Origin of the sequence: Halorhabdus salina, from assembly GCF_013839425.1 — an archaeon.
In the GTDB taxonomy this organism is placed as follows: Archaea; Halobacteriota; Halobacteria; order Halobacteriales; family Haloarculaceae; genus Halorhabdus; species Halorhabdus salina.
This window is the reverse complement of sequence record NZ_JACDNP010000010.1, coordinates 1-15,166: the sequence shown is the minus strand read 5'-3', so window position 1 is coordinate 15,166 and position 15,166 is coordinate 1. Positions and strand designations below refer to the sequence as shown.

General features: G+C 59.1%; 10 protein-coding genes, 2 tRNA genes and 3 rRNA genes. 4 read left to right on the top strand and 11 right to left on the bottom strand.

Features of this window, described 5'->3' with window-relative positions:
• The first annotated feature begins 82 nt into the window (after positions 1–82).
• Positions 83–1,282, top strand: coding sequence for a LolA family protein (locus HZR20_RS11920; protein ID WP_181686966.1), 1,200 nt, complete (start codon positions 83–85; stop codon positions 1,280–1,282).
• 29 nt (positions 1,283–1,311) lie between these two features.
• Here the strand turns inward: HZR20_RS11920 and HZR20_RS11915 are convergent, their stop codons facing one another.
• From HZR20_RS11915 to HZR20_RS11905, 3 genes are all read right to left on the bottom strand, one after another.
• The gene (locus tag HZR20_RS11915; RefSeq protein ID WP_181686965.1) at positions 1,312–1,995 is read right to left on the bottom strand and encodes a DUF5518 domain-containing protein; all 684 of its coding nucleotides are present in this window, start codon (positions 1,993–1,995) and stop codon (positions 1,312–1,314) included.
• Between the two features lie 37 nt (positions 1,996–2,032).
• Positions 2,033–2,560, bottom strand: a complete 528-nt coding sequence (locus HZR20_RS11910) for an AIM24 family protein (protein WP_181686964.1) — start codon at positions 2,558–2,560, stop codon at positions 2,033–2,035.
• Positions 2,561–2,597: 37 nt separating this feature from the next.
• Positions 2,598–2,673, bottom strand: a tRNA-Cys gene (locus HZR20_RS11905).
• Positions 2,674–2,877: 204 nt separating this feature from the next.
• On the opposite strand from HZR20_RS11905, the gene HZR20_RS11900 reads away from it, so the two are divergent.
• Positions 2,878–3,090, top strand: coding sequence for a hypothetical protein (locus HZR20_RS11900; RefSeq protein ID WP_181686963.1), 213 nt, complete (start codon positions 2,878–2,880; stop codon positions 3,088–3,090).
• 155 nt (positions 3,091–3,245) lie between these two features.
• On the opposite strand, the gene rrf is transcribed toward HZR20_RS11900, so the two are convergent.
• The 5 genes from rrf to HZR20_RS11875 form a co-directional block, all read right to left on the bottom strand.
• Positions 3,246–3,368 (bottom strand): 5S ribosomal RNA (gene rrf, locus HZR20_RS11895).
• A 113-nt stretch (positions 3,369–3,481) separates the two neighbouring features.
• A 23S ribosomal RNA gene (locus HZR20_RS11890) occupies positions 3,482–6,399 on the bottom strand.
• Positions 6,400–6,597: 198 nt separating this feature from the next.
• A tRNA-Ala gene (locus tag HZR20_RS11885) sits at positions 6,598–6,669 on the bottom strand.
• 98 nt (positions 6,670–6,767) lie between these two features.
• A 16S ribosomal RNA gene (locus tag HZR20_RS11880) occupies positions 6,768–8,239 on the bottom strand.
• The 16S, 23S and 5S rRNA genes sit together here with 1 tRNA gene alongside, the layout of an rRNA operon.
• Before the next feature lie 688 nt (positions 8,240–8,927).
• Complete coding sequence (locus tag HZR20_RS11875) at positions 8,928–9,239, bottom strand: non-histone chromosomal MC1 family protein (protein ID WP_181686962.1); 312 nt, start codon at positions 9,237–9,239, stop codon at positions 8,928–8,930.
• A 253-nt stretch (positions 9,240–9,492) separates the two neighbouring features.
• Here HZR20_RS11875 and HZR20_RS11870 point away from each other — a divergent pair, with 253 nt between their 5' ends.
• Complete coding sequence (locus tag HZR20_RS11870) at positions 9,493–9,690, top strand: hypothetical protein (protein WP_154552935.1); 198 nt, start codon at positions 9,493–9,495, stop codon at positions 9,688–9,690.
• Positions 9,691–9,742: 52 nt separating this feature from the next.
• On the top strand, positions 9,743–10,792 hold the full coding sequence (locus tag HZR20_RS11865; RefSeq protein WP_181686961.1) for a quinone-dependent dihydroorotate dehydrogenase: 1,050 nt from the start codon (positions 9,743–9,745) through the stop codon (positions 10,790–10,792).
• A 32-nt stretch (positions 10,793–10,824) separates the two neighbouring features.
• Here the strand turns inward: HZR20_RS11865 and HZR20_RS11860 are convergent, their stop codons facing one another.
• The 3 genes from HZR20_RS11860 to pheS form a co-directional block, all read right to left on the bottom strand.
• Positions 10,825–11,046 (bottom strand): hypothetical protein, encoded by a 222-nt coding sequence (locus HZR20_RS11860; RefSeq protein WP_181686960.1) that lies wholly within the window; start codon positions 11,044–11,046, stop codon positions 10,825–10,827.
• 347 nt (positions 11,047–11,393) lie between these two features.
• Complete coding sequence (pheT, locus tag HZR20_RS11855) at positions 11,394–13,124, bottom strand: phenylalanine--tRNA ligase subunit beta (protein WP_181686959.1); 1,731 nt, start codon at positions 13,122–13,124, stop codon at positions 11,394–11,396.
• A complete protein-coding gene (gene pheS, locus HZR20_RS11850; protein WP_181686958.1) occupies positions 13,124–14,629 on the bottom strand; it encodes a phenylalanine--tRNA ligase subunit alpha in 1,506 nt (501 codons plus the stop codon). Before pheS ends, pheT begins: the two co-directional genes overlap by 1 nt.
• Positions 14,630–15,166 lie beyond the last annotated feature (537 nt).

The window sequence follows — 15,166 nt, the reverse complement described above, 5'->3', positions numbered from 1 at the left end:
AGTCAGAAACATGGCCCGTTGAAGAGCAGGCGATCCGTTCCTGGACGAAACGCCTTTGTCCGCGTTGGACACAGTCCACAGCATGCGAAACGCTGTCGCCCTGATCGCACTGGCCCTCCTCGCCGCCCTCGCAGGCTGTAGCGACGTCCAGCTCAGCGGACCAGATGTGCCGTCCGGTGCCGAGGCCGAACGTGGCTACGACACACTCAAGACAGTCGAGGGTGTCTTCGAATATCGGCTTGACGACGGCGACAGAACATCGAACACGACGGTGAACTATCTCAGCCGACCGGTCGACGGAATGGTCCGCCAGCGTGTGCTCCCGCCGTCGAATCAGTCGAGAGATATTACCGTCAACAACGGGAGCGTCGCCTGGATATACGATGTGAGTGCTGACTCGGTCACCCGCATCGAGATCGGAAATCTAAACATCTCGGAGACAGGCAACCAGGAGTTCGTCAGGCGCGTGTTCGGTAACGTCTCGAGAACGAACGACGGTTCGCTCGTCTCCGATTCACTGCTTCCAGTCGGACCGCTAGGTGGCAGCAGCGGCGGGACAGGACTGACGACCGCCGACCTCGTCGGCCAGATCCGCTTCAACGTCACGTATCTCGGGACGCGGACGGTCGCCGATCGACGCACCCACGGCGTCGAACTGGATCCGGTCGGGGGGAACGCGACCGATGGACTCGGCCAGTACATCGAGAACGCGACCTACTGGTTCGACGCGGAGTACTTCTATCCGCTCCGCACCGAGACCGTGATCAACATCAACGGCGACGTGACTCGATCCGTCCAAGTCTACCGAACCGTCTCGTTCAACGTCGATCCCGACCCGGAACGGTTCCGGTTCGATCCGCCGCCGGACGTGACAGTCCAGACGCCATCGATGTCCAGAACGACGACGTTCGAGACAGTCGCCGCGGCCGATGCCAACGTCACCTTCGACATTCCGAATCCCACGTTGCCCGGGAAGTTCGAGTTCGATGAGGCACGGATCTCCCGAAACGGAAACCGAACAGTTGTCTCGTTACAGTACGCAAATTCGACGCACGAGGTGAGTGTCGTAACGCGGGACGGTCCGACGGACGTGGCCCTCGACGGTGAATCGGTCTCCCTCAAGGGAGTGAATGCGACGATGACCATGGCAGGTGAAGACACAATTTTCGCGTGGTCCTGCAGCGGTCTGGACTACGTCGTGCAGGGGAACTTTTCGACCGATACGCTCCGATCGATCGCCGCAGATGTGGTCGCGAGGTGTTCCTGTGACGAATCGAACTGATCGTCCGGGTACCGACAGTGGGCTCGCATTCAGTCGTCGGCGATCCACTTGCCGACGTAGCCGCCGACCAGGCTCGCGCCGACCGTGTAGATGAAGTACACAACGAAGAATACGCCCGGGAGGACAGCGATGACCACGGAATCGTCGGGGAGACCGACGTACAGCCCGACCGTCGTGAAAGCCGCCAGAACGAACGCCGGCACCGCCGCGAACAGGCCTGCCAGCGCGCCGACGCCGATCCCGCTGGTGTCCCGTCGGGAATCGAGATACCCGGCGATGCCGCCGCCGATGGCCGGCGACAGCGGGACGAACGAGAACACGGTTCCGACGATCGCCCCAGTCACGCCGAGAATCCAGCCCGGCGTCCGCTGGTTGCTTGCTCGGGCTCGACCGTGGGCGACGACGACGGCGACCGCGATCAACACGAGCACGCCGCCGATCGTCATCAGGCCGAACGACATCCATTCCAGCGTCGAGCCGATCGCGTCGATCGCTTCCGCCTCGGTGAGAACGTCGGACTGGAACTCCGGATCGTGGATCACGTCGGCGATCAGTGACCGGTCCACGAAATCTTGCAGCAGGAAGCCACCGACGATGCTGAGCAAGCCGATGACACCCAGGAGGGCGGCAATCCCCCAGTCGACGAGTCGATCGAAGACGACCATCGACTCGGCGTTCGAGGGCGTCTGTTCGAGTGGGTCAGAATGTGCCATACTCGATCCGTGGGCGCCGGACCGCATAAGCCCGGAATCAGTGTTTCTCAGGCTGAAGCGGACAGTCTGATGGATCGTCCAGCTTACCTTCGGCAAGGCCGTTGCAAAAGGGAGACACACGACAGAACGAATTATGTCGCAATCGCTCGAAGACGAGTGACTCACCGTACGTGGTGAGTGCGACGAGCCTAGGACCTTCGAGGTGGACGTTCGTAAATCCACCAGCGAAGGTCCCCGCGAGACTGTCCATCGTCAAACTGTCGTACTTGACGCAGGACTCGAAGGCGAGGATGTCCTCGCCATTGACCGTGACTATCTCACCATCAGCCAATTCGAGAAGCTGAACTTCCTTCTCACGGTCGGCAAGATATAATACGTCATCGCCCTCGACGACCATCACTGAGGCCCCCTCACCGGCCCCAGCCTGCTTGAGGAAGCCGGTGACGCCACGGTCGGGGGTGGATTGTGCCGGAAAAATTCGAACGTGTGAACGACCGTGAGAATCGAGGCTGTCCTGTGCAGGGTACAGCTCTCTACATGATGAAATAGACGCGCGAGAATGCACAGAAACAAGACATGGTCGTTGTTGGGTATCGTGTGAAAGCCAAGGGCCGGATTTGAACCGGCGATGGGCGGCTCTGCAGGCCGCTGCGTTAGGCCGAACTCTGCCACCTTGGCACAGTAGTCACTCGCCAGTCTGTCGATTTATGTTTTTCGAGTGGCGACTGCCTATAGTTCAGTGAGTGACGAATGATTGAAAAATGTCGCCACTCACAAGAACGACAGTAGCCGATCGAATTCCCCACAATTGAATACTATCCACGTGAATTTATCAGGATGTAAAAACGTTCTTGGGCGTCCTCACTCTGTGCTTAGACACACATGTCGACACTCGACCGATCGTTCCCCAATGAGCACAGTACCTGGCATCTGATCACGCTCGGCGCAGTCCTGATCGTCACTAGCCTGGGGCTTGCCGGCTGGCTCCTTCTCAACGGAGATATTCCCGGCGGCCTGAGTACACTGCTGTTAACCATTGCTGGTGGCCTCTTCGTCGCGATCGGCAACGCAGAATCATCACGGCCGAGTGCCTAATCGATTTCCTCCCGGCTTGTCACCAACGCTCCAGCGTTTTATGCTCTAATTTTCGACGGTGTTGCCACTCACGGCGTAGTGGCACTTCCATAACGACGAAAAACCCACCCAGAGGAGACAGATGTCTCTCTTGGATGGGTTGAATGTAGTATGAATGGAGGCGGCGAACCGAGTTTCCCAGAGACTCTCGTACTCCAGTACTCACCGGAACGCAGGCGGGCTTAACTTCCGTGTTCGGAATGGGTACGGGTGTAAACCCCGCCGCTATGGCCGCCTTAACGCCGATCCGCGGAATCGAACCGCGCAAGGCCAGCGATCGGTTGATGCACAGCCAATGTACGTGCGATCCAGTTTGCGCCTGGACGCGATGCGTCGCGTTCACATGCGGTATGAATGGTGGCTTCGGTCAGTTAGTTCTCGCGGGCTAAACACCTCGTTACCTCGGTGCGTACACCCCGAGTCTATCGAACTCGTCTTCTACGAGTGACCTCAGCGGTACCTCTTTTTCAGGTGGGTTTCCGGCTTAGATGCGTTCAGCCGTTACCCCGTGTGGCGTGGCTGCCCGGCAATGCTCTCTCGAACAACCGGTACACCAGTGGCCACCATCCGTAGTTCCTCTCGTACTATACGGACGTTCCTGTCAGGTACCAAGCACCCCCAATAGATAGCAGCCGACCTGTCTCACGACGGTCTAAACCCAGCTCACGACCTCCTTTAATAGGCGAACAACCTCACCCTTGCCCGCTTCTGCACGGGCAGGATGGAGGGAACCGACATCGAGGTAGCAAGCCACTCGGTCGATATGTGCTCTTGCGAGTGACGACTCTGTTATCCCTAGGGTAGCTTTTCTGTCATTCATTGCCCGCATCAAGCGGGCAAATGAGTTCGCTAGACCACGCTTTCACGTCAGCGTTCCTCGTTGGGAAGAACACTGTCAAGCCATCTTTTGCTCTTGCGCTCTTCTCCGGATCTCTGACCCGGATGAGATGGCCTTAGGGCGCGCTCGATATTCTTTCGAGCGCGTACCGCCCCAGTCAAACTGCCCGGCTATCGGTGTCCTCCTCCCGGAGTGAGAGTCACAGTCACTAACGGGTAGTATTTCAATGCTGACTCGGTGGCGTGCTGGCGCACGTACCTGTGTAACGTCTCCTACCTATGCTGCACATTAGCGACCATGTCTCAGCGACAGCCTGCAGTAAAGCTCCATAGGGTCTTCGCTTCCCCTTGGGGGTCTCCAGACTCCGCACTGGAATGTACTGTTCACCGGGCTCAACGTTGGGACAGCGAGGCTCTGGTTAATCCATTCATGCAAGCCGCTACTGAAGCGGCAAGGTACTACGCTACCTTAAGAGGGTCATAGTTACCCCCGCCGTTGACGGGTCCTTCGTCCTATTGTACTAGGTGTTCAGATACCCGCACTGGGCAGGATTCAGTGACCGTACGAGTCCTTGCGGATTTGCGGTCACCTATGTTGTTACTAGACAGTCCGAGCCTCCAAGTCACTGCGACCTGCTCGTTTCCCGAGCAGGTACCCCTTATCGCGAACTTACGGGGCTAAATTGCCGAATTCCCTAACGTCGATTGATCCCGACAGGCCTTGGCTTTCTCCGCCAGAGCACCTGTGTCGGTGCTGGGTACGAGCACCGTACTATCTTTTCATGGGCCCCAGGTTGAACCAAATTGCTCTATCTCGCCGTTCGCCCGCTTCGTGCCATTACGGCTTCCACGAGCTTTGACGATTCGACCGGGCGAATGCCCGGCATGGTCTACCCCGAGGCGTCGACATTGAACGTACGGTGGTACTGGAATATTAACCAGTTTCCCTTTTGATCCGCTCGAGTTGCGACGGATCTTAGGATCGACTAACCCTCGGCTGACGAACAGTGCCGAGGAACCCTTGCTCTTCAGGCCGTCAGGATTCTAACCCGACTTTCGCTGCTACTAAGACCAGGATTTTCGTTTCTACGCGGTCCACACGAGTTCTCACCCGTGCTTCCACCCGCGCAGAACGCCAACCTACACAACCACCCTGTAACAGGTGTGGCTAGGTATCGGTGGTGGACTTGAGCCCCGATCATTTTGGGCGCCTCAAACCTCGGCCGGTAAGCTGTTACGCTTTTCTTGGAGGGTAGCTGCTTCTAAGCTCACCTCCCGGCTGTCTAGGGCTTGAGACCACCTTCGATCGCACTTAGTCCACACTTGGGGACCTTAACCCAGCTCTGGGTTGTCTCCCTCACGGTACACAGGCTTACCCCGCATACCGGACTCCTCGCGTCAATGGCGTCCGTAGGTTCGGAGTTTGACAGCCGCGCCGACTCCTCTCGGAGGCGGACACGGCAATCAGTCGCTCTACCCCACGGACTACCTCAGCGAAGGTCATGCTTCGACATGTTTCGGTTGGAACCAGCTGTTGCCGGACTCGATGGGCCTTTCACCCCTACACATAGATCACGAGAGGGTATTGTAGGACACCAACTCTAACAGGCTTCCACGTAGCTTTCGCCACGCTTCACCTTGTCCATGCGTAGATCGTCCGGATTCGGGTCGTGCCCGTATGACTCCCCGCCCTTGAAGACGGCGGCCCTCGTGCAAAGCACTGCGGCCATGTCGGTTTCCCTATGCCTTCCCCGATAATCGGGTTAGGCTCGCCATACAAGCACACTCCCTGGTTCGTTTTTCAAAACGTACGACTGAACACCGGCTTCTCTCGAGTCCTACTGTATCCTCGCGGATAGGTCGTTTATCGAGAGACCTTTTGTGCCCAGTCGCTCCATCGTCAACTGATTTCAGGCCCTATTTCGCCTCCCTTCTGAGGGTACTTTTCAGCGTTCGCTCACGCTACTTGTTCACTATCGGTCTCGGGACGTATTTAGTCTTGACAGTAGATGCCTGCCAAATTCACGAGGGATTTCCAACCCCCGCTACTCGGGAACTGGCGCACGTCGTACTTGACCTCGTTACGGGGCTGTCACCCTGTATCGCGCTCCATTCCAGGAGACTTCAAGAGGACGTTCCGACGATGAGTGCCAGTCCACACACCACATTGGCCGTAAGGCCTTCGGTTTGGACTGTGTCGCGTTCACTCGCGGTTACTGACGACATCACATTCGTTTTCTCTTCCTGCCGATACTGAGATGTTTCAGTTCTCGGCGTTCCCCATTGCGCAAGGCAATTGCGGTGAGGAGTTCCCATTCGGGAATCTCAGGTTCTACACCTCCGTGCGGCTCCCCTGAGCTTATCGCAGCTTGGCACGCCCTTCGTCGGCGCCCGAGCCGAGCCATCCACCAGCTGACATAGCAGCCACGTCGAGTGTGAACTCGACGCAACGCGTCCAGTGGACGCCTGGATCGCACGTACACACGGTATCATTCACACGCCCGTCGGTGGCGGTGCGTGCATCAACCCTTCCCATCCACGCGTTGACGCGGGATGGTGCATCGGTCGTCCGTACCCAATCAAAGCGCCGTCCCACACTTAAGGGGCACGGATTCGATCAGATACGAGCCATGGACCCACTGGGATTTGAACCCAGGGCATCCTCCTTGCAAAGGAGGCACTCTACCGCTGAGCTATGGGCCCTTCCGCCGTACAATGTTAGCCCTGGTAGTCCATAGGTGCCCAACTGGCTGTCAGCAAACGTGCAGGTGGGTCGGGGCAACGCCCCGATCCCGGTCAGTAGGAGGTGATCCAGCCGCAGATTCCCCTACGGCTACCTTGTTACGACTTAATCCCCCTTGCGGAGCCCAGATTTGACCGTCGCATGACGGCCTCATCCGGACCCCACTCGGGTGATTTGACGGGCGGTGTGTGCAAGGAGCAGGGACGGATTCACCGCGCGCTTCTGACACGCGATTACTACCGAATCCAGCTTCATGAGGGCGAGTTTCAGCCCTCAATCCGAACTACGACCGGGTTTAGGGGATTAGCGCGTCCTCTCGGACTGGCATCCCACTGTCCCGGCCATTGTAGCCCGCGTGTCGCCCGGCACATTCGGGGCATACTGACCTACCGTTGCCCGTTCCTTCCTCCGCTTTGGCAGCGGCAGTCCTCCTAGTGTACCCAGCCATCGCAAGATGCTGCTGGCAACTAGGAGTGCGGGTCTCGCTCGTTGCCTGACTTAACAGGACGCCTCACGGTACGAGCTGACGGCGGCCATGCACCTCCTCTCAGCAGCGTCGGGTAAAGTCATCAACTTGACCGTCATCACTGCTGTCGGTGCCGGTGAGATGTCCGGCGTTGAGTCCAATTAAACCGCAGGCTCCTCCGGTTGTAGTGCTCCCCCGCCAATTCCTTTAAGTTTCATCCTTGCAGACGTACTTCCCAGGCGGCTCGCTTCGCGGCTTCCCTACGGCACAGCGCAGGCCCGTAGCCTGCGGCACACCTAGCGAGCATCGTTTACAGCCAGGACTACCCGGGTATCTAATCCGGTTCGAGACCCTGGCTTTCGTCCCTCACCGTCGGGTCCGTCTTCTCGAGGCGCTTTCGCCACCGGTGGTCCGTCCAGGATTACAGGATTTCACTCCTACCCCGGACGTACCCCTCGAGTCTTCCGGCCCCAAGCCAGACAGTTTCCGCCGGACGCCGACGCGTTGAGCGCGTCGATTTCCCAACAGACTTGTCTGGCCGGCTACGGACGCTTTAGGCCCAATAACAGCGGCCATCACTCGGGCTGCCGGTATTACCGCGGCGGCTGGCACCGGTCTTGCCCAGCCCTTATTCTTGTACCACCTTAGGGTACAGAAAAGCGAGGACTATATGCCCTCGCACTCGGAGTCCCCCTATCGCACTGTCGTGCAGTGTAAAGGTTTCGCGCCTGCTGCGCCCCGTAGGGCCCGGTATCTTGTCTCAGATACCGTCTCCGGGCTCTCACTCTCATGACCCGTACCGATTATTGGCACGGTGGGCCGTTACCCCACCGTCTACCTAATCGGCCGCAGCCACATCCTGTGGCGCCGGAACGTTTCCAGCTCGCCGCACTCCAGCATGCGAGCTGTATCGGGTATTAGCCTCAGTTTCCCGAGGTTATTCCCGTCCACAGGGTAGTTTGGCCACGTGTTACTGAGCTATCCGCCACGGGTCCAAACCCGTGCGACTAGCATGGCTAAATCGGACTCCGATAGCAATGGCCTCCGGCAGGATCAACCGGAATGTCTCCCCAGAATGGGGAGGGTTAGGCGGGAACACACCCAAAAGGGTGTGATCGCTATCGTAGCACGTTCGCTGACACCCAGTCGGGTGTCACCGAACTACCAGGGCTAACATCAGATCCCATCTATACGGCGGACCGCAGGGGTGGAATCCTCATGTCTTCCGGACCACATCGTAGACCAGGAAGGGCCATAAACCCTTCGAACCGGCCCCGAACCGAAGTTCGGATGGTCCGTCGCGACCAGGGCAAATCGGGCCCCGTCCGAGCCGCGTTCGTATTCAATCCGAAGTGCCCTGTTACACTTAAGGGCATCGGATTGAATCGCACCACGCGAGTGGCACGACGCGATCGGAGGGGCGCCAATTGCCCTTCGTCGCTGCGTATTTCTTCAGATGGGAGGTTAATACTTAAGCCCGTCGAAGAAGACCCGCCACGTCATGCGATTACAAGCAGGTCGGGATGGCTTCCCTTGACATGGGCGTGTTACGAACACTACGTTGCGGAAAGGAGCCACTACGTCACGGAACAATGCTGCGCGGCTGGAGGCCGACAGTTCATGCCGCGCCTGTTGCACGTCGGTCACTGCCGAGTGGATGCCGCGCACCGGAGGCTAGTACGTGCGCGACCGAGAGGCTATCGACTTCCTCGTGAGAATTACGGAAGGAATCTAGAGAAGGAGCTGCCCAGATCAGATCTCGTTGAGGTGCTCGACGCCCTGCTTAGAGACGTTGCCTTTGGTAATATCACCAGGCATCCAGTCAGGTTTGTCGTCAGGTGCGGATTCCTCCCAGGCCCAGCCTTCATAGACGTGGACTTTCTTTGTGCCCTTCTCGCGGAGCCGAAGTGGCTCCGGGTTAGCTTCGTTTTCACTCGGTGCCGGATCGAGCCGGCGTGCCGCTTTCAGAGCTGCCTGCCGAGGGGTGCCCCCCGAGAAGACGCTTGACTCAGTACCGTCGTCTTCGCGTAGCGCGAAGTTTCGTTTATCCGTATCACGTGCCATGGTTTCGACGCTCCATGCCAACTCAGCACATGGCCCATTATAAAAATACCCCCCGATCGAAGGGGGGCTAGGCACAAAATATTTAAGGGGAAGTCCGAAGGCTTGCGATATTCGGGGCAAATCGGGGCAAGATGAACGAAAATATTGCCGCGCGCGTAAACAGAGCGTAGCGTACCTGTATCCTGTCACGCCCGGATCCTGGCACGGTAAGCTTAAGTGTGTGGTCCGGCGATGCTCAGGGTGAGATACCGCGATGGTGCGAAAGAAGAAGCTTAGCCCGAGTGGCGCAAAAGACGAGGACGGCGAGTATCACAACGTCCACATCAACCTCCACGAAGACGAGCTAGCCGTCGCCGGCATGGAGATCGGCGACGAGGTCTTCGTTCGGGTTCGGGACAACAAGATCATTATTCAGCAAGCAAACCCAGACGACGTCGAACACGAATTCTAATGCACTATCGATGGGACGACACCCGGAGAACACACGGGGTCGACCACGACGAATGAGTTTGTACGATATCGCAAAGCCGCTGTTGTTCAAGCTGTCACCCGAAACTGCCCACTCACTCGTGCACGGTGGGTTAGACATCGTCAACGGGACACCAATCACGACAGTGCTCGAACGTGCGTTCCTCGTCGAGGACGAGCGCCTCGCCGTCTCAGCATTCGGGTGTGAGTTTCCGAACCCGGTCGGTGTGGCAGCCGGCTTCGACAAGACGGGCGAGATTCCCGGCGCATTGCGCTCGATGGGGTTCGGACACGTGGAAGTCGGTGGCGTCACGGCCGAGCCACAGCAGGGCAACTCGCGCCCACGCGTGTTCAGACTCGTTGAGGACAAAGCGATCGTCAATCGGATGGGACTGAACAATCCCGGTTCGGACGTTGTCGGCCCGCGCCTGGCCGAAACTGACGTCGACTATCCCGTGGGCGTGAATCTCGGCAAGTCCGAAGGCGTCCCAGTGGAGGATGCCGCCGAGGACTACCGATATACCTACGAACAGGTTGCCGCTGGCGGTGATTTCTTCGTCGTCAACGTCTCCTGTCCGAACTCACCGGGGTTCCGGGAGCTACAGAACCAGGAACCGATGGCAGACATCTTCGAGACGTTGACCGATGCCGGCGCGAGTCCGCTCCTGGTCAAACTGTCGCCCGACCTCTCGGAGGCGGCGATCGAAGACGCACTCGAACTCGTCGCGGAGTACGACCTCGATGGCGTCGTCGCGACGAATACGACGACGGATCGACCCACGTTATCCAGCCCGGATCGGGTCGAGGAGGGCGGGCTATCAGGGAAGCCACTCGAAGGGCAAGCAACCCAACTGGTCAGGTTCGTCGCCGAGCGGACCGACGTGCCAGTGATCGGCGTCGGTGGCGTGTTCACTGCCGCTGATGCGTATCGGAAAATCAGGGCCGGCGCGAGCATGGTCCAAGTCTATACTGGCTTTGTCTATCGCGGGCCGACCATCGCGCGTGATATCAATCGCGGATTGTTGACGCTACTCGAACGCGATGGGTTCGAAAACGTCGAAGACGCAGTCGGTGCCGATCTCTGATTTTGCCAGCGGGCAACGACGGGAAATAGAAGTTATCGATAGTCCGTTACGGTAACGGCGTGATCAACGTCGACGCTGATCCAGGTCGTGCCGATCTCCGGCCACTCGGCGTCGGCGGGAAAGACGGTGAGTGTAGAGGGGTCCTCGCGGTCGTCGAACGCTCGATCGAGCCGTGAGGACGGATCCGCTTCCGCCGCCGGAACGGCGGGAAGCTCGAACGTCGCTTCCGGACTGGTGTTGTCGGTCGAAGACATCGAATGTGACTCCTGAATCAATGTATGTGAGGGAGACACATATACCGACGCGAAGCGGTAATACTGACCAAAGTGACCCATAACCATTACAAATCCGTAGATAACCGAGTTTATCCCGACATGAATACTCCATATATCCATCTAAATGTGGAAATGGTACTCATATGGACATCACAGACCAGTGTTCGACGAGAAACGGATATCCACGTCAGTCGGTGGTGAAAAGCCGTTACTGTAACGGTCCCAGATCGAACTCGAAGGCCACCACCGGGAGTTCCAGATCGTGCCCAACCACCTTTTCCGCTCGAAGCTACGCTCCTCGCGCAAAACGTGGGCGAAAAATACCGCTACTCCAGCCGTTCCAGATCGAACTCGAAGGCAACCACTGGGAGTTCCAGATCGTGCTCGACAAGGACCGCCGGGTGGAGTTCGCCGATCACGCCGACTGCATCGCCGTCGATCTCGACGGTCGCGACCCGGCCGTCGATGAACGACGGGTGCTCAGTCGGTGGTGTCGCAAGCTCGGCGTCGAAATCATCGACGAGCACCTGAAGCCGGGCCTTTGCGTCTTCGTAGGACACGTCATGGCGCGCGAGCGCGCCCGCGACGTGGTGAGCTTCGGCAACACCAGTGGTTTCCGCGTCGTCGCGCTGGGCAACGAACCCGACCTCAGCGAGGTCCTGGGGATAGCGACGGTGGGTGTTGTTCTCAAGGACCTGCATGATCGAAGGGAGCAGCCACGTCCTAACGACGGTGTAGTCCTCGCTGTAGGGGTTCGTGACGCTGACGGGTTCGCTGGCCCCCAGCACGTCCCCATCAGTGTCGAGACGCATTCGTTCCCGAAGTTCGTCTTCGCTCGTCAAATGGAAGTTCAACAAGTCCTGGAACCCGAGTCCAACCAGAGCCGTCCGGACGGCCTCCGCTAATCGGGCGCGCTCGTGACGACCGCCGATCGTCCCGACTTCAGGGTAGCGGGGCTCAAGTTCGTTGAACCCGTAGGCGCGCCCGACGTCGTCGATGACGTCGACCGGGTGGAGCACGTCGACGCGATACGGTGGAATCGTCACGTTGTAGGCCGATTCGCCGTCTGCTCCGGTCGATTCACCGTCCAGTCCGGACCGTTCGAGCAGGTCGATCACGTCATCGTCCGCGAGTTCGATCCCGAGCGTGCGCTCGATCCGGTCGTGAGCGACGGTTTTGGTCTTCGTCGTGAAGTCCGGCCGGACCAGTTCAGCACCGTACTCCGCAGGCGGATTCTCGTACTCGACGCGGACCTCTTCGATCGTCCCGCCGCGGGCGTCTAAGGCGTAACAGACGACGTTGAGCATGTGATCGATCGTCCACTGATCGGTACCGGTCATCTCGATGAAGAGGTCCCGTGACTCGGTCGAGACCTCCGTCCGGCGGCCGTTGACCACGGGCGGGAACGAGAACAGGCCGATCGAATCGTAGATCGCCGGGACGCGATCGTACTCGGCGACGAGATCGGCGTATTCCTCGCCGATGTGGTGGCCTGCAAGGACCTCACCGGGCGTCATTTCGGCGTCGCCCTCCAGCGGCACGAAAGTATCACCGTCGCGTTCGATGCCGGTGTAGCGAACTGACTTGCCGCTGCCATCGTCAGCAGCCTCGCCGCCCTTCAGCATTGTCAGGTCGTGCACCCCGATCGCGCCTTTGGCGCGCTTGCGACCCATCGTCGCGTGGAGTTTCTCCTGGAGTTGGATCAGGGAATCCAGCGACGCCTCGTCGAGATCCAGGCCACGGACGACCGCGCCCGTGACGTACGGGCGTTCGTCGGGAACATCCTCAATACGGATCGTCCAGTCGGGGTCGTTCGTCGAGGGGACGTAGACGCCCCGATCGTCGCCATACTGGTAGCGCAACGACCGGGCGACCCCTTCGACGGAAAGGCGATCCAGTCGGTCGGGCTCGAACTCGAAGCGCAACTCGCCCTCGTCGGTTTCGCCCTCGTACTCCAGACCGAGTTCGAACAAATCGTCCCGGAGGTCGTCGTCGCTTTTCTCGCCGTGGCCGGTCAGTTCCCGCAGTTCGTCGGGAGCGATGTCAACAGTGGGCATCAGTAACGCACCTCCTCAGTACGGAGATAGTCAAGATCCACCAGCGTGCCGTGGACGTCACGGATGTCCTCGGCGCCGGTGACGAGCATCATCAGTCGCTCTAAGGCGAGTCCCCAGGCCATCACGTCACAGTCGACGCCGAGGGGATCGAGCATCTCCGGACGGAAAATGCCGGAGTTGCCGATCTCGACGACCTCACCCGTGACCGGGTGTTCGCCGAAAAGCTCGAAACTCGGCTCCGTGTAGGGGTTGTAGGTCGGCTTGAACTCCAGGTCCGTGATCCCGAACTGTTCGTAGAACTCCGTGAACGTGCCCATCAGGTCCCGGACAGAGAGATCCTCGGCCATCACCCAGCCCTCGATCTGGAAGAACTCCAGGAGGTGAGTCGCGTCGATCTCGTCGTTTCGGTAGGCCTTCTCGACGGAGAAAAAGCGCTGTGGCGGTTCGAGGTCGCCTTTCGCGACGCCGGCGAGGTGACGGGCCGACAGCGATGTGGTGTGGCCGCGGAGGTCGACCTGGCGGGCCATCTCCTCGCCCCACGGCGAGTGATACCCCTCGCCGTCCGGACCGACGCCCTCCCGGTGGGCGCGTTCGACGTCCTGCCGGACGCCCCCCGGAAGGTCGTCCATCGGCGGCACGTCCAGCGCGAACTGGTCCCAGTGGGTGCGGGCGGGGTGGTCCTGGGGCATGAACAGCGCGTCGTTGATCCAGAACTCCGCGTCGGCGTGTGGGCCTTCCATCTCCTCGAAGCCCATGCCGACGAGGACCTCCTTGACGCGCTCGGCCATCGAGCGCAAGGGGTGGACCTTCCCGCCGTCGATCGCTTCGGCGTCGGCCTCGACGTTGTACTCGGCGAAGGTGACGTCCTCCCACTCGCCGCTGGTAAGGAGGTCGGGCGTCAGGCGATCCACTTCCTCGGCCTCCTCGATGCCGGCCATGAGTTCCGTCACGCCCGCGTCGGTGAGTTCGACCGACCGGACGGTCCGCTCGTCGCGCTCGATCAGGTCGCGCCGCTCCAGTTGATCAAGGACGTTTGCATCCTCGACTGATTCGCCCGCGTCGATCGTCTCCAGAGCGGTCGCTTCCGGATCAGCGTCGAGATCGACGCCGGGTTCGGCGCTGATCTCGCCCGAATCGATCTCGCCGTAGCCCTTCCGGGCGAAGTTCGACAGCGCGATGTCGACGGCCTCGCCGTCCAGGTCCGCGGCACCGATCACCTGTCCCATCGAGACGCCCCCCTCGTCGGCGCCTGCCTCGACGGCGGCGCGATAGAGGCGGTGTTCGGGCAGGCCCTCATCGAGATAGGATCGGCCTTCATCGGTCAGCGAGACGGATTCTTCGGTCGTTTCGGTGACGGTGAGGAGCCCCGCGTCCTCGAGTTCGAAGGCGGCCCGCGTGACGGCCGCGGTGGCCAGGCCGGTCACCTCGCTCAATTCATCGACGGTACGCCTCTCGTCTGCGCTCGCGGCTTCGAGCACCGCGAGTTGGTCGCTCGGGAGTTCCATCAGTTGTTGTCGGATACACTGGGGTTGCTTAGTTAACGGTTCTTACTTAGAATCGTAACGCTCTACGACAACTAACCTGAAAAAGTTGCATACGATCTACAGATGTAGTATCGAGGCAAGACTATGATTTCGTGCCATGCGTCGTTCGAGTATTGTGGAGTCAGACCTCGGTTGTGACAAGCTAAGCCGGGCGGTCAACCGTCTCGAATAGATCCGCCTCACCACGACCAACAACCCCCCTACACAAGAGTGTAAGTAAATATGACGCGTTTTTCGTTCCGAAGGGATGGGTCTGGAGACTCAGTGATTGACTAACCGAGTCGTTATTGGCACTGACTAATTTCAGGACTACAATAGGCTATTGTAGCTTATAACAGCTATAATATTAGAAGGGCCACGACGACAAAATATAGTAAAAATACTATATTTTGAGGACTATCATATGGAACTGAAGGTATATATCGAGGGATAAATGCTGCAAGTGCGACGATGAAAGTAACCAACAGGAAGATCGAATTGACCCCAAGAAACAAAATA